This is a genomic window from Rhodococcus sp. LB1, from assembly GCF_001583455.1.
Classification (GTDB): domain Bacteria; phylum Actinomycetota; class Actinomycetes; order Mycobacteriales; family Mycobacteriaceae; genus Rhodococcus_F; species Rhodococcus_F opacus.
Map to the genome: position 1 here is coordinate 1 of NZ_LTCZ01000426.1, position 17426 is coordinate 17426.

The 17426-nt window shown below is 67.9% G+C and carries 17 protein-coding genes; 6 read left to right on the forward strand and 11 right to left on the reverse strand.

All coding sequences use genetic code 11. The features are described 5' to 3' along the window. The 4 genes from AZG88_RS44285 to AZG88_RS44300 form a co-directional block, all read right to left on the reverse strand. A partial coding sequence (locus AZG88_RS44285) for an NADH:flavin oxidoreductase (protein ID WP_197488038.1) occupies positions 1 to 1001 on the reverse strand: 1001 nt, incomplete at its 3' end. Further along, entirely contained in the window at positions 998 to 1900 is a 903-nt protein-coding gene (locus AZG88_RS44290; protein ID WP_061701268.1) for a shikimate dehydrogenase, read from the reverse strand. The genes AZG88_RS44290 and AZG88_RS44285, both read right to left, overlap by 4 nt. A 34-nt stretch (positions 1901 to 1934) precedes the next feature. Then, positions 1935 to 3299: an MFS transporter gene (locus AZG88_RS44295; protein ID WP_005252316.1), complete on the reverse strand. Its 1365-nt coding sequence runs from the start codon at positions 3297 to 3299 to the stop codon at positions 1935 to 1937. A 151-nt stretch (positions 3300 to 3450) separates the two neighbouring features. Then, positions 3451 to 4344 (reverse strand): LysR family transcriptional regulator, encoded by an 894-nt coding sequence (locus AZG88_RS44300; RefSeq protein ID WP_061701269.1) that lies wholly within the window; start codon positions 4342 to 4344, stop codon positions 3451 to 3453. A gap of 134 nt (positions 4345 to 4478) precedes the next feature. Between AZG88_RS44300 and AZG88_RS44305 the strand changes: the two genes are divergently transcribed. Next, positions 4479 to 5171, forward strand: a complete 693-nt coding sequence (locus AZG88_RS44305) for an SDR family NAD(P)-dependent oxidoreductase (RefSeq protein ID WP_061701270.1) — start codon at positions 4479 to 4481, stop codon at positions 5169 to 5171. 12 nt (positions 5172 to 5183) lie between these two features. Here AZG88_RS44305 and AZG88_RS44310 read toward each other — a convergent pair whose 3' ends face one another. The 4 genes from AZG88_RS44310 to AZG88_RS44325 all read right to left on the reverse strand — a co-directional run bounded on the left by AZG88_RS44310 (position 5184) and on the right by AZG88_RS44325 (position 8700). After that, on the reverse strand, positions 5184 to 5903 hold the full coding sequence (locus AZG88_RS44310) for a maleylpyruvate isomerase family mycothiol-dependent enzyme (RefSeq protein ID WP_025433093.1): 720 nt from the start codon (positions 5901 to 5903) through the stop codon (positions 5184 to 5186). A gap of 12 nt (positions 5904 to 5915) precedes the next feature. Next, complete coding sequence (locus AZG88_RS44315) at positions 5916 to 6743, reverse strand: fumarylacetoacetate hydrolase family protein (RefSeq protein ID WP_061701271.1); 828 nt, start codon at positions 6741 to 6743, stop codon at positions 5916 to 5918. Between the two features lie 7 nt (positions 6744 to 6750). Next, the gene (locus AZG88_RS44320) at positions 6751 to 7830 is read right to left on the reverse strand and encodes a cupin domain-containing protein (RefSeq protein ID WP_061044343.1); all 1080 of its coding nucleotides are present in this window, start codon (positions 7828 to 7830) and stop codon (positions 6751 to 6753) included. Positions 7831 to 7893: 63 nt separating this feature from the next. Then, entirely contained in the window at positions 7894 to 8700 is an 807-nt protein-coding gene (locus AZG88_RS44325; protein WP_005252306.1) for an IclR family transcriptional regulator, read from the reverse strand. Positions 8701 to 8748: 48 nt separating this feature from the next. Here AZG88_RS44325 and AZG88_RS44330 point away from each other — a divergent pair, with 48 nt between their 5' ends. From AZG88_RS44330 to AZG88_RS44340, 3 genes are all read left to right on the forward strand, one after another. Beyond that, positions 8749 to 9978: an MFS transporter gene (locus tag AZG88_RS44330; RefSeq protein WP_025433094.1), complete on the forward strand. Its 1230-nt coding sequence runs from the start codon at positions 8749 to 8751 to the stop codon at positions 9976 to 9978. 68 nt (positions 9979 to 10046) lie between these two features. Next, complete coding sequence (locus AZG88_RS44335; RefSeq protein ID WP_061701272.1) at positions 10047 to 11246, forward strand: FAD-dependent monooxygenase; 1200 nt, start codon at positions 10047 to 10049, stop codon at positions 11244 to 11246. Between the two features lie 37 nt (positions 11247 to 11283). Beyond that, on the forward strand, positions 11284 to 12306 hold the full coding sequence (locus AZG88_RS44340; RefSeq protein WP_061701273.1) for a magnesium transporter CorA family protein: 1023 nt from the start codon (positions 11284 to 11286) through the stop codon (positions 12304 to 12306). 7 nt (positions 12307 to 12313) lie between these two features. Here the strand turns inward: AZG88_RS44340 and AZG88_RS44345 are convergent, their stop codons facing one another. Together AZG88_RS44345 and AZG88_RS44350 are read right to left on the reverse strand one after the other, a co-directional pair. Continuing rightward, on the reverse strand, positions 12314 to 13891 hold the full coding sequence (locus tag AZG88_RS44345; RefSeq protein ID WP_231914416.1) for an FMN-binding glutamate synthase family protein: 1578 nt from the start codon (positions 13889 to 13891) through the stop codon (positions 12314 to 12316). Between the two features lie 51 nt (positions 13892 to 13942). After that, positions 13943 to 14566 carry a TetR/AcrR family transcriptional regulator gene (locus AZG88_RS44350; RefSeq protein ID WP_061044340.1) on the reverse strand — a complete coding sequence of 208 codons (624 nt, stop codon included), beginning with the start codon at positions 14564 to 14566 and terminating at the stop codon, positions 13943 to 13945. An 82-nt stretch (positions 14567 to 14648) separates the two neighbouring features. Here AZG88_RS44350 and AZG88_RS44355 point away from each other — a divergent pair, with 82 nt between their 5' ends. Together AZG88_RS44355 and AZG88_RS44360 are read left to right on the forward strand one after the other, a co-directional pair. After that, positions 14649 to 15584: a patatin-like phospholipase family protein gene (locus AZG88_RS44355; RefSeq protein ID WP_061701274.1), complete on the forward strand. Its 936-nt coding sequence runs from the start codon at positions 14649 to 14651 to the stop codon at positions 15582 to 15584. After that, positions 15581 to 17062 (forward strand): flavin-containing monooxygenase, encoded by a 1482-nt coding sequence (locus AZG88_RS44360; protein ID WP_061701275.1) that lies wholly within the window; start codon positions 15581 to 15583, stop codon positions 17060 to 17062. The genes AZG88_RS44355 and AZG88_RS44360 overlap by 4 nt, the downstream gene beginning before the upstream one ends. Here AZG88_RS44360 and AZG88_RS44365 read toward each other — a convergent pair. After that, positions 17043 to 17426, reverse strand: a 384-nt coding sequence (locus AZG88_RS44365) for an acyl-CoA dehydrogenase family protein (protein WP_269455120.1), incomplete at its 5' end; no start/stop codon positions are given. The genes AZG88_RS44360 and AZG88_RS44365 overlap by 20 nt on opposite strands.

A 17426-nucleotide genomic window follows, 5' to 3' on the forward strand; every position in this document is an offset into this window, starting at 1 on the left:
GGCCGGTACCGGCCGCCGTCCAGCGCGCGGTTCGGGAAGTCCGGGTCTGCGTGCAGGGTGCGGGCCATGCTGACGAAGTCGGCCTGCCCGGATTCGATGATCTGCGCCGCGACCTCGGGTGAGCTGATCCGGCCTGCGACCCCGACGGGGAGGTCGAAGTCCCGCGTGTATTGCTCGGAGAACGGGGCGAGGAGTCCGCGGGGCCACTCGCCGGGTTGGATGATCCACTGCCCGGATTCGTAGTTGCCGGCGGAGACGTCGAGGAAGTCGAGCAGGTCGGTGTCGATCGCGTCGATGCGGGCGCGGGTCGTCTCGGCGTCGAGACCGCCGTCGACGGCCTCGAACGCCGAGAATCGCAGTCCGAGAGCGACACCCGGTGCCATTGCGCGAACGGCGTCGATCACCCTGTTGACGAACTGTGCCGGATCGGCCCACTCGTCGTCGCGGTGGTTGTACGCCGGCGAGAGGAACTGGTGGATGAGATAGCCGTGACCGCCGTGCAGCGAGATCACGTCGACCCCGGCCTGCTGACAGCGCGCGGCGGCCTCGCCGAAGCATTCGATGATGTGCTCGATGTCGTCGCCGTCGAGTTGCTCGGGCATTTCGCCGCCGACCACCGCGCACGGGATCGGTGACGGTGCGACGGGGACGAATCCGCTGACGGAACCCTGCGCGGTGCGGCCGCCGTGATTGAGTTCGACGCCGACGAGCGCGCCGTGCGCGTGGATCGCCTCGGCCATCTTCGCGATGCCCGGGATGCGTTCGTCGACGTCCACGCCCATCTGCCGGATACGGCCCTTGCCGTCGGCCCGCACGTAGCTGGCCTCGGTGAAGACGAGTGCTGCGCCGCCCGCCGCACGGCGCTCGAGGTACGCGATGTACTCGTCGGTCATCGTGCCGTCGACCTCGCAGTAGTTGCGCTCCATCGGCGCCGACACGAAGCGGTTGCGCAGTCGTACGTTACCCAGGTCGAGTGGTGCGGCGAACGGACGCGCGGTCATCGGGACTCCTCGAGTACGGTCGGGCCGCAGTGATCGGCGAGCAGTTCGCCGAGGTGACGTCGCATGCGGTCGGGGTCGGGCGTGCCCCCGGTGAGGAGGGCGAACGTGTCGGCCGCCTGAGCGACGAGCATCTGACCGCCGTCGAGCACGTCGCAGCCGAGAGCAGTTGCTGCCGCGACGAGTTCGGTTCGCAGGGGGCGGTAGACGATGTCGGCGACCCACAGTCCGGGATGGAGCGCGTCGGTGTCGAACGGCGTTCCAGGATGTCCGACCATGCCGATCGGTGAGGCGTTGACGACGCCGTCGCAGTGCTCCAGGTTCGCTTCGATCGCGTCGAGGGGGATGGCCGTGACCCGCGTCTGCGGGAAGGCCGCCGCGAGGCGCGCGCAGACGTCCGCCGCACGGGCCGGGTCGAGGTCGGCGACCCGCAGGTCCGCCACTCCGGCGGCGGCGAGCGCGTAGGCGACGGCCGAACCGGCACCGCCCGCACCGGCGAGGACGACGCGGCCGAGCGCAGCGTCGGGCAGTCCCCGGCGCAGCGCCGCGAGGTATCCGCTGTGATCGGTGTTGTGACCGATCAGCCGCCCATCACGGACGACGACGGTGTTGACGGCGCCGAGAAGTCTTGCGTTGTCGGACAATTCGTCGAGGGAGTCGACGACCACCTGCTTGCACGGGTGGGTGACGTTGAGTCCGGTGCAACCCGCTGCGACGGCCTGCCGCAGCGTGTCGCCGGAACTGTCGACGGGGATGCCCTCCGCCGCGACATCGATCAGGTCGTAGCGGTAGTCGGTCAGGCCGAGGGCGGCGGCCTCGTGTTCGTGCAGCGCCGGCGACAGGGACGTGGCGATCCCTGCCCCGACGAGGCGGATCCGGTGCCGGGTGGATACGGGGTGCATGAAAATCTCCTGCAATGGTGAAGGTCCGGGCAGGTCAGGCGTCGTTGCGGACGAGCGCCTGGTGCCGGGTGCCGACCGTCGTCGTGCCGGGTTCGCCGAGCTGATCGGTGGGTGTGCGGTACGTCTCGGGACCGGTGAGCGCGGCGACCGACGACAGCAGCGCGAAGCCCAGGCACATCCAGGCGACCGGGGTCCAGTTCGCGGTGTCGCCCGCCGACAGCCACTGCGCGATGGCCGGGGTGAAGCCGGCGACCAGCAGTCCCAGCATGAGGCTCACGGCCATTCCGGTGTACCGGACCTTGGCGGGGAACTGCTCGGGGAAGTACGCCGGGTACACGCCGTTGGGCATCGCGTAGAACAGGCCGATCAGGACGATGCCGGCCGCGAACACCATCGGCGCGCTGCCCGTTCCGATCGCGTGGAAGAACACGAACACCATGCCGGCGGCACCGACGGCGCCCGTCACGAAGACCGGTTTGCGGCCGATCCGGTCGGCGAGCATTCCGAACAGCGGCTGGGTGAGGACCGCGACGAAGTTGGCGACGGCGATGGCCCACAGCATCGTGGAGCGTTCGAGCCCGGCGACCTGCACGGCGTACGCCAGCGCGAAGACGTTGACGATGGTGTTGATCATCGCGAATGTCGCGCTGAGGCTGATGCGGATCACGGTGTGCCAGTGCGAGCGGAACATCTCGACGACGGGGATGCCCGCCGTGTCGTCGTGTTCCTTCAGCTCTTCGAAGACCTCCGGCTCGTCGAGCTTGCGACGCAGCCAGACCGCAACACCCGTCACGAAGATGCTGAGCAGGAAGGGCACACGCCAGCCCCACGAGTAGAGCGCGTCGTCCGGCAGCGCGGCCACGGGAATGAACACCAGGCTCGAGATGACGATGCCGAACATGATGCCGCTCATGGTGAACGAGGTGTAGAACGAGCGACGGTTGTCCGGTGCGTGTTCGAGCGTCAGCGCGGACGATCCTGGCGATTCGCCGCCGGCGGACAGGCCCTGCAGCAATCGCAGGAGCACCAGGATGATGGGCGCGGCGATACCGATCTGGTGGTACGTGGGCAGGCAGCCGACGACCACGGTCGCGATACCCATGAGCAGGAGGCACGCCAGCAGCGAATTCTTGCGCCCGTATCGATCCCCGAGATGCCCCCACAGCACTGCGCCGAGTGGACGCGCGATGTACGCCACACCGAGCGTGCCGATCGACAGCAGGGTCGCCGTGGCTCCTCCGCCCGGGAAGAAGATCCGCGGGAAGACCAGCGCTGCCGCGGACCCGTAGATGAAGAAGTCGTAGTACTCGAGCGTGCTGCCGAGGAATCCCGAGACGGCGGCCCGGCGGGCGTTCTCGTTCGGTTGTCCCCCGGTGTCGCGAGTAGACGTGCTTGCCATGGTGTTCCTTTCGTCCCAGGGATCCGGTGCGCCGCGAGGCTTCTTCGGAGGTGATCCACCTCACACGAAGTTCCGGACCGTGACGAGCGTGTCATGGCAGACTATGCGCAGTCCAGCGCAAAAAAAGTCTTAGATATAGACCGAAACCATCCTAATCGGGAGTCGGGAGAATATCCTCCGATACTGCGAGGGCCACCCGGAGCGCGTCGGAGACCCGACGCGGTGACCAGGCGAGTCCGTGGTTCATGTAGATCGGCTCGCCGGTGAGCGGCACGAACACCGTGCCCGGGGGCGTGAGCGCGGCAATGCCCGACGTCATGAGCGCCACGCCGACACCCGTCGCCACCAGCATCAGGATCATGTACGGGTCGGTGATCTCCTGCACCACGCGGGGACGGAATCCCGCATCGACGCATGCCCGCATCGCGACCTCCTGCAATGCCGAGCCGGCCGACAGCGGTGTCGTGACGAACCCGTCTTCGGCGAGGTCGCGCAGGTCGATCTCCGGCTCCGACGCGAGCGGGTGGTCCGCCGGGAGCACCGCTCCGAACGGCTCGCGGCGGATCAACCGGGTGGACACCGAGGCCGTCTCGACGGGAAGTCCGACGAACGCGAGATCGAGTGCGCCACTGTCGAGTTGAGTGATGGCGTCACGGGTCATGATACGGCCGACGAGGGTGAGTTCGATGTCGGGGTAGCGCTGCCGGAGCGCGCGGGTGAGCGGGGGCAGGGACAGGTGATTGAGCACGCCGGTGAAGCCGATCTTGATGCGGCCGTACACGCCTCCGGCGGACGCGCGGGTGGCCTGCCGCGCGATGTCGACACTCTCGAGAATGCGGTAGGCGTGCGGCAGGAACGTGTGGCCGGCAGATGTCAGGGCGACGCTGCGGGTGCTCCGCTCGAACAGCGGCACGCCGATGTCTTTCTCGAGTTTGCGCACCGTTTGACTCAGCGGCGACTGGGCCATCTGGAGCCGCGCGGCGGCCCTGCCGAAATGCATTTCTTCGGCGACGGCGACGAACGCTTGCAGCCAGCGAATCTCCATCGGATTCCCTTCGGCGAGTTTGACGAGTGTGGCTCAGCCCATATATTCCAATTCGTACACAGTGCGAAACCGATCATTCCGATTTCGCACATAGAACAAGACTAATGCGCACACAGTCGCGAGGAGAAACCACCATGGCCACGTATCCCGAGGGCGCGACCGCGCTCGTCACCGGCGGCGCGAGCGGAATCGGTGCGGCGTGCGCGAAACGCCTCGCCGGCGCCGGGGTCCGCGTCGTCACCGCCGACGTCGCCGCCGGGGCCGACGAGCACCTCGACGTCACCGACGCCGACGCCGTCCAGAAGCTCGCCGCCCGGCTCGGCCGCGTCGACATACTCGTCAACAGCGCCGGTGTCGTGGGACCGTCCACTCCCCTGGTGGACGTCGACCTCGAGGACTGGCGCCGCACGTTCCGGATCAACGTCGACGGGACGTTCCTCCTCTGCCGCGCGTTCGTGCCGGCCATGACCGACGCGGGCTGGGGAAGGGTCGTGAATCTGGCGAGCATCGCCGCGAAGGACGGAAATCCCAACCAGAGCGCCTACTCGGCGTCGAAGGCGGCCGTGATCGCGCTGACGAAATCGCTCGGCAAGGAGGTCGCGCAAACCGGTGTCCTGGCCAACGTGGTGGCGCCCGCCGCGGTGGAGAGCCCGATGAATGCCGGCACCGACCCGGCGATCCTCGCGCGGTCGCAGAGCCTGACCCCGATGGCCCGGATGGGACGGCCCGAGGAGATCGCCGAACTCGTCGCATGGCTGTGCTCGGAGGCGCTCAGCTTCTCGACCGGGGCCGTCTATGACGCCAGCGGTGGCAGGGCGTCGTACTAGCGGGACACTCGCTCACAGCCAGTGCGGGGGCTCCGGGATCTCTCCGCCTGAGCCGAGTCCGACGGCGCCGCGGCCGGCGGCCCACCGCACGACTGCGGCGAGGGGCCCGGACACCTTGTCGGCCGGCGGTGAATCCGGCTGCACGACAACCGGTTCACCTCCGTCGACCGCGAGTATCAGCCCGGCGCCGAGGTCCTTGCGCCGCCACATCCCGACGATGTCGGTGAGCAGCGACTCGAGGACCACGTCGGGGAAGTCGCCGAACCGGCCGCCGTTGCCGAGGTCCACCGCATGGATCCACACCTCCCGGGTGCGCATCCACGCCGTCTCCGACACCGGCACCAGACGGCCCTGCGCGGTGCGGACCTGCGCATCCCACGCCGAGGCGGGCAGGTTGCGCCACTTCTCGTCGAGCCGGGCGACGGTGTGGTCGAACAGGTTCCGCAACGCCGCCGCCGACAGGGTGGCGCCCTCGGCGATCTCCCGGCCCCGCTGCTCCGGCGACGCATACATCGGGGTCTGCACCCCGGTGGCGGCCCAGTCCAGCAGCCGACACAATGCGGCGGCGTTGTAGCCGACGTGCGCGAGCAGATGCCGCCGCGACCACCCGGACAGGAGGGTCTCCCCGTCGAGGTCGGAATCGGACAGCTCGGCGAGGCGTTGCGCGAAGTACGCGGTGCCGCGGCGCGCGATCAGCAGCCGCTCGGACAAGTCGAGATCGTGGAAACCCACCGGGTGCACCCCTTATTTGACGATCGTCGTGTTGCGGACGGTGCCCAGGCCCTCGATGGTGACCTCGACGGTCTGCCCGTCCTGAATGTAGAGACCGGGCTTACGGGCGTGCCCCACCCCGCCCGGGGTGCCGGTGATCACCACGTCCCCGGGCTGCAACGTCACGATGTGCGAGATGTACTCCACCAGCCTGGCCGGGGTGAACACCAGATCGTCGGTGGTGGTGGACTGCACCACCTGCCCCTCCAATTTCGTGACCAGGGTCCCGCCGAACGTGTACGAGTCGGTGGTCGTCAGGAACGGCCCGAAACCGCTGGTCTTCTCGAACGTCTTGCCCTGATCCCACTGCAGCGTCCGGTACTGGTAGTCGCGCATCGTGTAATCGTTCATCACCGAATACCCGGCGATGTACTGCTCGGCGTCCGCCTCCGGCACCTGGTACGCCTGCCTGCCGACGACGAACGCCAACTCCCCCTCCCAATCCAACTGGGCGGCGGCATACGACGGGACGATCACGTCGTCGTACGGACCGGTCAACGCCTCCTTGAACTTGGAGAACAGGGTCGGGTACTCGGGCAGGTCCCGGCCCATCTCCTGGATGTGGTTGGCGTAGTTCAAGCCGACGCAGATGATCTTCCCCGGGTGCGGGACCACCGGGGCGTAATCGGCGCCCTCGAGGCTCACGACGTCACCGGACGCGTGCCGCGCGACCGTTTCCCAGTCCGGGTCGGCCAGCAGGGCGGACAGGTCCGGGTACCCGTCGATGATCGTGGCGGCGGTGTCGGAATCGACGCGGACGGCGACGGTGGCACCGTTGCGGCGCAGGGTGGCAAGCTTCATGGGATTGTCAGGCTCCTTCGGAAATGTACGTGCGATCAAAGTGCAGGCGCTCGACGATCGGGGCGTCGGAGAACGCGAACAGGTCGAACTCGGTTTCGGCCTCGATCGACCACTCCGTCCAGGACGGGACGACGATCATGTCCCCCGTGCCGACCTCACGGGTCTGGCCGTCGAGGACGAACCGGCCGGAACCGTCGAACACCTGGTAGACGGTGGACCCGACGTCGCGGCGGGGCCGGGTGTGGGCGCCGGCCCGGAGGCGGTGGAACTCGGCGCGGATCGTGGGCATCACGTCGCCGCCGGTGGTCGGGTTGGTGTAGCGGACCGCGGCATGACCGGGTTCGGTGGTCGCCGCATACCCCTCGTCCTCCAAGGCCAGTTGCTCGCGCAGCGCGGCGTCGGTGTGCTCCCACCGGTACGCCGCGATCGGTGAGGACGTCTTCGCGTCCAACCCGACCAGCGGTCGCAGCCCCGGATGCGCCCACAACCGTTCCGACCGGGACACGTCGGGGGTGGAGTCGTCGGTGACGTTCTCGGATCCGAATTCGAAGAACCCGGTGTCGGTGTAGTGCACGAACGGGATGTCCAGGCCGTCGATCCAGGCCATCGGCTGATCGGTTTCGTTGTGGTGGCCGTGGAAATGCCAGCCCGGGGTCAGCAGGAAATCGCCGCGCCGCATCGCCACCGGATCCCCGTTGACGACCGTCCACACCCCCTCCCCCTCCACGACGAACCGGAAGGCGTTCTGCGCGTGCCGGTGCTCGGGGGCCACCTCCTTCGGGCCCAGATACTGGATGGCCGCCCACAACGTCGGCGTCACATACGGCACCCCACCCAATCCCGGGTTCGCCAGGGCGATCGCCCGCCGTTCCCCGCCGCGGCCGACCGGCACCAGATCCCCCGCCCGCTGCGCCAGCGGATACAGCGTCGACCACTTCCACACGAACGGCACCGCCCGCGACGTCGGCGTCATCGGCATCAGATCACCGAGCTGCGTCCACAACGGATTCAGGTGCTCGGCCTCGAAATCGTGGTAGAGCTGTTTCAACTCCGGAGCGTCGTCGACGTGCGGTTCGGTAGCGGTCATGGCATCGACGCTAGGAGGGTCGGAGTCCCGGCCGATAGAGAATTCTTCTGTGCAGAAACTCGGTCAGGGTTCGAGGTCGGCGATGTCCACCTCGAGCTCGCGGATCGCGTTCTTGATCTGCGACACCAGCGGCCCCTGCGAGTGCTGGCGGAAACGGGTGATCGGCACAGCCACCGTCAGCGCCCCGACCGCCGTGCGAGCCCGGTTCCGGATCGCGACGCCGAACGCCGCGACACCCTCCTCGGTCTGCTGCACGTTGACGGCGAATCCGACGGCGCGAGCGGCGGACAGTTCTCGCCGGAACCGCTCGAAGTCGTCGGGCGACAGGCGGCGGTCACCCCACTCGCGGTCGTCGTCGGGCAGATCCGCGGGCCGCAGGTACAGCTGTTCGAGGGTCGCTCGCGGCAGTTCTGCCAGCAGAATGCGTCCCCCCGCAGTCAATTCCGCGTCGAGGACCTGACCCTGGCGGTCGCCGACGCGCAACATCCCGGTCGACTCGGCGGACGACAGGAAGCGCGCCTGGGTGCCGACGCGGATCACGAGGTTGACGGTCTCGCCGCACAGGATCGCGAGGGCTTCCATGTGGGGCCGGCACAGGTCGTTGAACTCGCGCGTCCACCCGCGCTGGGCCGGGCCGGCGCCCATCGCCGACCCGGGGTGGTACATGCGTTTCTCGTCCTGAACGGCGAACCCCCGGTACACCAGCATCGCCAGCAGCCGGTGCGCGGTGGATGGCGCGATGCCGAGTTCCTCCGCAGCGTCCTTGAGCCGCAGCCCGCCGACGTCGCGCAGCATCTGCAGCAGGCGCAACGCGTTGTCGACGGACTCCAACATGTACGTCGGCTTTTCGATCGTTCGCTTCTTCTGCACAGCAGAACTTTATTGCACGCGGGCTGTGCGCCGCATCACCCTCGATTCATGCCCCTCACTGCCACCACTGCGGCGCCACCGGTGAACCGCGTCGGACTGGACCGCAACGCCACGATCGCCGTCGTCGTCTGCTGGCTCTTCGTGGTCTTCGACGGCTACGACCTCATCGTCTACGGCAACGTCATCCCGAGCCTGCAGAAGGAGTGGGGCATCAGCGCCGCGACCGCGGGCACGCTCGGCAGCCTCGCATTCCTCGGGATGATGATCGGCGCGGTGCTCGCGGGACGCCTCTCCGACGTGGTGGGACGCAAACGTGCGGTGATCGGATGCGCGATCATCCTGTCGGTGTTCACCGCACTGTGTGCGCTGGCGACCGGACCTGTCATGTTCGGCGCATTGCGTCTGATCGCCGGACTCGGCCTGGGCGGCCTCGTTCCCACCTCCAACGCACTTGCCGCAGAGCTGATCCCCGCGAAGTGGCGCGCCGCGGTGGCCACGATGATGATGTCCGGTGTTCCCATCGGCGGTTCGATCGCGGCACTGATCGGCATCCCCGTCATCCCGAACTGGGGTTGGCAGCCGATGTTCGCCTTCGCGCTCGTCCCGCTTATCCTACTGGTGCCGATCGCGTGGAAGACGCTGCCCGACCACACCGCCGCGGTGACGTCGACGGAGGTGCGGCCGGCAACCGGCTTCAGCGCACTGCTCGGTACCCGGTTCCGGTCCGTCAGCATCATGTTCGCGCTCGCCACCGTGGTAACCCTGCTCGCCTGGTACGGCCTCGGCACGTGGCTGCCCAAACTCATGCAGGGCGAGGGCACCGATCTCGGCAGCGCGCTCACGTTCGCCCTCGCACTCAACCTCGGCGCCGTGGCGGGCTCGTTCGTCACCGCGTGGGGCGGCGTCCGGTTCGGCACGATCCCCACGAGCATCGTCGCCGCACTCCTCGCGGGTCTCGCGTTGCTGACGTTGCTCACCGGCCCACCGGTGGCGCTGGTCTACGTCATCTTCGTGCTCGCCGGCGTCGGGACACACGGAACCCAGTGCCTCATCATCGCGGCGGTCGCGTCCTACTACCCCGATTACCTCCGGGGCACGGCCCTCGGCTGGGCGCTGGGTGTCGGCCGTATCGGTGCCGTCGCCGCACCGCAGATCGGTGGCTGGCTCCTGGCCGCCGGGCTGGGCGCCGATTCCAATTTCATCCTCTTCGGCGTCAGCGCCCTCGTCGCCGCACTGCTGCTCACCGTGATCTGGCGCCGCTTCCCCTCCCCCACGTGAGTGCCGCCGCGTGCCCCGCCACGCATTGCCACTCACATGCCCCGAACGCTCGAAACTAAGGAACTGTCATGTCGAACCTGCAGGACGCACACATCATCATCGCCGGGGGCGGGATCGGTGGCGCGGCCAACGCCCTCGCCCTCGCCCGGAGGGGCGCGAACGTCACGTTGTTCGAACGTGCCTCCGAGTTCGGTGAAGTCGGTGCCGGACTGCAGGTCGGACCGCACGGCGCCCGCATCCTCGACTCCTGGGGCGTGCTCGACGACGTTCTCTCCCGGGCCTTCCTGCCGAAGAACATCGTGTTCCGCGACGCCGTCACCGCGGAGGTGCTCACCAAGATCGACCTCGGCGCCGAGTTCCGCGCCCGCTACGGCGGACCGTACTTCGTGACCCATCGCAGCGACCTGCACGCGACCCTCGTCGATGCCGCGCGGGCTGCGGGCGCCGAACTGCACACGGGCGTCACCGTCACCGACGTGATCACCGACGGTGACAAGGTGACCGTCAGCACCGACGACGGCCGCACCCACGAAGCGGACATCGCGCTCGGCATGGACGGCCTCAAATCCCGGCTGCGGGGGAAGATCTCGGACGACGAACCCGTGTCGTCGGGCTACGCCGCCTACCGGGGCACCACCCCGTACCAGGACGTCGAACTCGACGAGGACATCGAGGACGTGGTCGGCTACATCGGACCGCAGTGCCACTTCATCCAGTACCCGCTGCGCGGCGGCGAAATTCTCAACCAGGTCGCGGTGTTCGAATCGCCCGGTTTCAAGAATGGAATCGAGAACTGGGGTGGCCCCGAGGAGCTCGAACAGGCCTACGCGCACTGCCACGAGAACGTCCGCCGCGGGATCGACTACCTGTGGAAGGACCGGTGGTGGCCGATGTACGACCGCGAACCGATCGAGAACTGGGTGGACGGGCGGATGATCCTGCTCGGCGACGCAGCGCACCCGCCACTGCAGTACCTGGCCTCGGGAGCCGTGATGGCGATCGAGGACGCGAAGTGCCTCGCCGACTATGCCGCCGAAGACTTCTCCGCGGGCGGAAACGCCGCGTGGCCGCAGATCTTGAAGGAGGTCAACACCGAACGCGCACCGCGCTGCAACCGCATCCTCACTACCGGACGCATGTGGGGCGAGCTGTGGCACCTCGACGGCACCGCCCGCATCGCACGCAACGAACTGTTCCGCACCCGCGACACGTCGAGCTACAAGTACACCGACTGGCTGTGGGGGTATTCGTCCGATCGCGCGTCATAACCGCTTCCCTGCCGGCATGGTTCGGCAGACTGGGAGTGTGACCCTCAACTTGGTGCAGACCCGTGTGTGGCGCGATGGCGAGTGCGTGGGCAAGGATTTTCCGCTTGCCGACGTGTCCGAACAAGTGAAGGACGAGAACGCGCTCGTGTGGGTCGACCTGTGCGACCCCGACCACGAGTGCCTGACCGAGCTGGCGGCCGAGTGGTCGCTCGATCCGAACGCCATCGAGGATGCCGTCGCCCGCGGTGAGCGGCCGAAGGCGACGCGCTATGCGGGCCATGCGTTCGTGACCGCGTACGCCACCTGGTTCGAGACCGACGACGTCAGCACTCTCGGCGTTCTCGATTCCCGGCTTCGGCTCAGCCGCGTCTCCGCGTTCGTGGTGTCGAACGGGATCATCACGGTGCGGCGGGACGATCGATTCGACATGTCGCAGGTGGTGGAGCGCTGGGAGGAGGACCCCGCACTGCTCACACCGGGTTCCGGTGCACTCGCGCTCCTGCACGGACTGCTCGACGCCATCGTGGACGGGCAGTTCGAGACGATCGAGACGATCGACGACGCGATCGAAGCGCTCGAGGAGGGCTTGTTCGACGAGTCCGCGCGGACCCGGGAGATTCAGCAGCGTACGTACCGGCTGCGGAAGGAACTGGTGCAACTGCGTCGCGTCGTGCTTCCGATGCGGGAGGTGGTGGGCGCAGTCATGCGCGGGCGGGCCGAATCCCACCGCGACAAGTCGCCGGTTCTCGACAGCTTGTACACCGATCTCTACGACCACGTGACGCGCGCCGCGGAGTGGACGGAGTCGTTGCGCGACATGGTGGTGACCGTCTTCGAGACGAATCTGTCGCTCCAGGATGCCCGGCTCAACACCGTCATGAAGAAGCTCACCGGTTGGGCGGCCATCATCGCGGTTCCCACCGCGGTGACCGGGTGGTTCGGTCAGAACGTCTTGTTTCCCGGAGTCGGGCAGCTGTCGGGAATGATCGTCAGCACCATCGTGATCGTGACGTCGGCCAGTCTGCTCTACATCCTGTTCCGCCGACGCGACTGGCTGTAACACGCCCTCAGGGCGCCGTCTTCGCTCCTGGTGACCCGGTCTCGCCCGCGGGAACAGCGGCGGCCTCGCTCATCAGGCGGGTGATCTCGGCACGGTCGGGGTCACCGGGCAGCCCCCAGCCGGTCCGGTAACCGTAGAGGTCGGCGAGCGTGATCGAATGCCGGTTGCCGTCCGCGACCTCGACGTCCGACGCGGTGATCAGGCCGGGGTGCGCGACACCACACGCCTCGGCCACCTTGAATACGTCCCGGCGCAACGCCCGCAGGTAGTTCGCGGCCCGGACCGATTTGATGCCGGCGTCGAGTCCGTGTGCGAGCCAGGGGTTTTGCGTCGCAACACCCGTCGGGCACCGATCGGTGTGGCACTTCTGCGCCTGGATGCACCCGACCGCGAGCATCGGCTCACGCGCCACATTGATCAGGTCACATCCGAGCGACATCGCCGCCACGGCATTGTCGGGCAGGCCCAGCTTGCCCGAGCCTATGAACGTGATGCCGTCGGTCAGACCGGCTTCCGCGAACTTGGCGTACACGCGCGCGAAGCCGCTGCGGAACGGCAACGAGACCGCGTCGGTGAACACCAGCGGTGCAGCGCCGGTACCGCCCTCACCCCCGTCGATGGTCACGAAGTCGACACCCCGCCCGGAGTTGCTCATCGCGTCGACCAGCAGGTCCCAGAACGTCGGGTCGCCGACCGCGGACTTGATCCCGACCGGCAGCCCCGTCTCGGCGGCGAGGAGCTCCACCCAGTCGAGCATGCTGTCGACGTCACGGAAGGCCGTGTGCCGGGACGGGCTGATGCAGTCACGGCCCTCCGGTACGCCTCTGATCTCGGCGATCTCCGGTGTCACCTTCGCCGCCGGCAGGAGACCTCCGAGGCCCGGTTTCGCGCCCTGGCTGAGTTTGATCTCGATGGCCCGCACCGGCGCCGACTCGACCAGCGCCCGAAGCCGCGCCAGGTCGAAACGGCCGTCCTCGTCGCGGCAGCCGAAATACGCGGTCCCGATCTGGAAGATCAGGTCTGCGCCGTTCCGGTGGTATCGGGAGATTCCTCCCTCGCCGGTGTTGTGCAGGCAATCGGTGGCAGCGGCACCGCGGTTGAGAGCGACCACGGCCGCCGACGACAGCGCCCCGAAACTCATCCCCGAGATGTTGACGATGGAGCGCGGGCGGAAGGCATGCGCCCGTCCGCGGGCGGCACCGAGCATCTTCGCCGACGGAATCGCGAGATGTTCGTCGGCATGCGGCATCGCCGAGGGAGGAATCTCCGAGAACGTCCGGTGCTTGATGATGGTGTAGCCGTCGGTGAACTCGATGTCGTTGTCCGTACCGAACCCGAACGTGTCGGTCACCCGCTTCGACGACGCGTACACCCAGCGACGCTGGTCCCGGGTGAAGGGACGTTCCTCGTCGTTGCCGGTCGTAATGTACTGCCGGAGTTCCGGGCCGAGCGACTCGAGCAGATAGCGTCCGTGCCCGACCACGGGAAAATTCCGGAGCAGCGCGTGGCGTCGCTGAACTAGGTCGTACGACGCGATCGCAGCCGCGGCGGCAGCGGGAATTGCCAGGGCGTTCCACCGCTTCATGAATTCACCGTACGCGCGCGGCGCCACTCGGATCGGCTCCTCGCGCCAATTTCACCCCGGCACGGACCCCGGAGTCGGAGCCTCCTGCGACACCGAAAGCAGCACCCGCAAGTTGTCGGTGACCACCCGAGCGGAAATGGTCGGATCGATGGCGCGCTGAATACCCAGTCCGACACCGAGACTGAGGATGCTGCCGGCCGCATCCTCCGCGGGCACCGGCAGGACGACCCCGAGTGAGTCGGTGAACGACTTCAGCAGTGTCACCGTGATCTCCCGCGCGACCCCGAGGGTGGCGGTGAGTGCGTCGCGGAGTTCGGGATCGTGGCGGGACAACACGATCAGCTCGAACTCGAGCATGGTCCATCCGACGTCGCCGAGCGTCTTCTCCGCCCAGGCCTGGAACGCCTCGAGTCGCTCCTCCATCGTGTCGCCGCCGCCGAGCGCCTCCGCGATCTCCTGCCCCTTGGTGGCGTGGATGAGCCCGAGCACCTCGAGGCACAGTTCCTTCTTGTTCTTGAAGTTGGAGTACACCGCCCCCTTGGAATAGCCGGCCTCGTCAGCCACCTTCTCGAGCGACGTGGCCGCGTACCCGTCGGCCAGGAAGAGGTCGCGCGCAGTCGCGACGAGATGCGCCCGCGTGCGCGCCTGACTCTCCGACCTGGTCAATCGCGCCATGCTCACCCTTCCCTCGAAGCCCCTGCGAGAATATTCCAATTTTCATATACCGCCGGTATCTGGTTTCTGATAGCTTCTAGATATGACTTCGAGTGACATACAACTCAGCCGCGGACTGGTGCTCGGTTGCGGCGGCACGCTCGGCGCGGCCTGGACCGTGGCGGCCCTGGTCGCCGTGAGCGACGCGTTGGGCTGGGACCCACGCGACGCCGACGTACTCGTGGGCACGTCCGCCGGCGCCGAACTCGTCACCATGCTGGGTGGCGGGGCGGGCGTCGACGAACTGCTCGCGATGCAGCTCGGTGGGCCCACCCATCCGGCGCTCGACGGACACCTCGCCGCCGCACCGGGACGGTTCCCGCCACTCCCCGGGCCGGGCCTCGGTTCGCCGGGGCTGTTGTGCCGCGGGCTCCCACCCGTGACCGCCGCGAGCGGACTCCTCCCCCACGGCCGCGGCGATGCCGCCTGGCTCGACCGGCTCGCACAGCGGTTCGCCTGCGACTCCGGCTGGGTGCGCCACCCGGCGACGTGGCTGGTGAGCATGGACTACGACACGGGAGAGCGCGTCGCGTTCGGCTCACCCGGTGCTCCGACCGCGACCCTGTCCGAGGCGCTGCGGGCATCGTGGGCGATTCCCGGCTGGTATCCGCCGGTCCACTTCGGCGGCCGCCGGTTCGTCGACGGCGGCGCGGCGTCCACGGCATCCGCCGACCTGGTGCTGCCCCTCGAACTGGACGAGGTGGTCGTGCTGGCACCGATGGCGTCGACCGGCCGCATCGCCGGCCGCGGGGCGGCCCGGATCGAACGCCTGATGCTGCGGAACTGGATGAGTTCCGGGCTGGACGCCGAGATAGCGAAGCTGGAGGCGGCGGGCACCCGGGTGATACGCCTCGACGCGACCGCCGAGGACCTCGCCGTCATGGGTCCGAACTTCATGGACGGCCGGCGCCGGCTCGCCACACTCGAACATTCCCTCGTCACCACCCGCACTCAGCTCGCGAACGGAGTACGCGCATGAAGCATTACGACATTCTGATCGTCGGTGCCGGTATCTCCGGCATCGGAGCCGCAATTCGTCTGAAGCAGAGCGGAATCGACAACTTCGCCATCCTCGAGAAGGGGGACGCGCTGGGCGGGACCTGGCGCGACAACACCTACCCGGGCTGTGCGTGCGACGTCCCCTCAGCCCTGTATTCCTACTCGTTCGCACCCAACCGGGAGTGGTCGCGGTTGTTCGCCGGACAGGAGGAGATCCGCCGGTACATCGAGCGCACCGCCACCGAACACGGGGTGCCCGCACACGTGAAGTTCGGCACCGAGATGCAGCGTGCCCAGTGGAGCGAACCGAGCAGGCAGTGGACGGTCGACACGTCCGCAGGCACGTTCACCGCGAACGCCGTCATCGCCGCCGCCGGACCGTGGAACGAACCGCTCGTTCCCACCATCCCCGGCCTCGACACCTTCACCGGCGAGGTGTTCCATTCCTCTCGCTGGAATCACACCTACGACCTCACCGGCAAACGCGTGGCCGTCGTCGGAACCGGTGCATCCGCGGTGCAATTCGTCCCGGCGATCCAGCCGCAGGTCGAAACGCTGCATCTCTACCAGCGCACCGCGCAGTGGGTGCTACCGAAACCGGATCACACCCTGCCCGGCGTCGAGCGGGCGATCCTGCGCCGCGTACCGGGTGCGATCCGCGCGCTGCGACGCGTCGAGTACACGATCATGGAATCGCTCGGACTCGGTTTCCGGCACCCGTGGATCCTGCGGGTGATCCAGCAGATCGGCAAGGCACAACTCCGCGCGCAGGTGCGGGATCCGAAGCTGCGCACGGCATTGACCCCCGACTACACGCTCGGCTGCAAGCGACTGCTGCTGTCCAACACCTACTACCCCGCACTCACCCGCCCGAACGTCGAGGTCCACGCCGACGCCGTGGAGTCGGTGCGCGGAAACGTCGTCGTCGGCCGCGACGGCGCCGAACGGGAAGTGGACGCCATCATCTTCGGCACCGGCTTCCACATCCTCGACATGCCGATCGGTTCCACAGTGTTCGACGGGGACGGCCGCAGCCTCGACGATCACTGGAAGGGCAGCCCGCAGGCCTACCTCGGCACCACCGTCGCGGGCTTCCCCAACGCCTTCGTCCTCCTCGGCCCCGCGCTGGGCACCGGCCACACGTCGGCGTTCATGATCCTCGAGGCGCAACTCGAATACCTGATCCAGGCCGTCACCAGTGCCCGGAGCAACGGGTGGACCAGGATGGAACCGCGCCGGGAAGTGCAGGACGCGTTCAACGCCCAGGTCCAGGAAGCCCTGGCCACCACCGTCTACAACGCCGGTGGCTGCCAGAGCTACTTCCTCGACGTCAACGGCCGCAACAGCTTCAACTGGCCGTGGTCGACCGACCGCATGCGGCAGCGACTGGGCCGGTTCGACGAGGCGGCGTACGACGTGTCGTGTGAGCCGGCGTCGGCTACAGCGACTTCGCGATGATTCCCTTCATCACCTCGTTGGCGCCCGCGTAGATCTTCTGGACGCGGGCGTCCTCGTACATCCGGGCGATCAGGTACTCGCGCATGTACCCGTAACCGCCGTGCAACTGCACGCACCGGTCGATCACCGCGCACTGCTGCTCGGTGAGCCAGTACTTGACCATCGCCGCCTCGGACGGGTCCAGTTCCCCACGCAGGTGCGCCTCGATGCAGTGGTCCAGGAACACCGCACAGGTGCGGGCGATGGTCTGGCACTCGGCGAGCTCGAACGCCGTGTTCTGGAACTCGAACAGACTGTGCCCGAACGCCTGCCGCGACTTCGTGTACGCAACGGTGTCCTCCACCGCACGAGTCATCGCACCGGA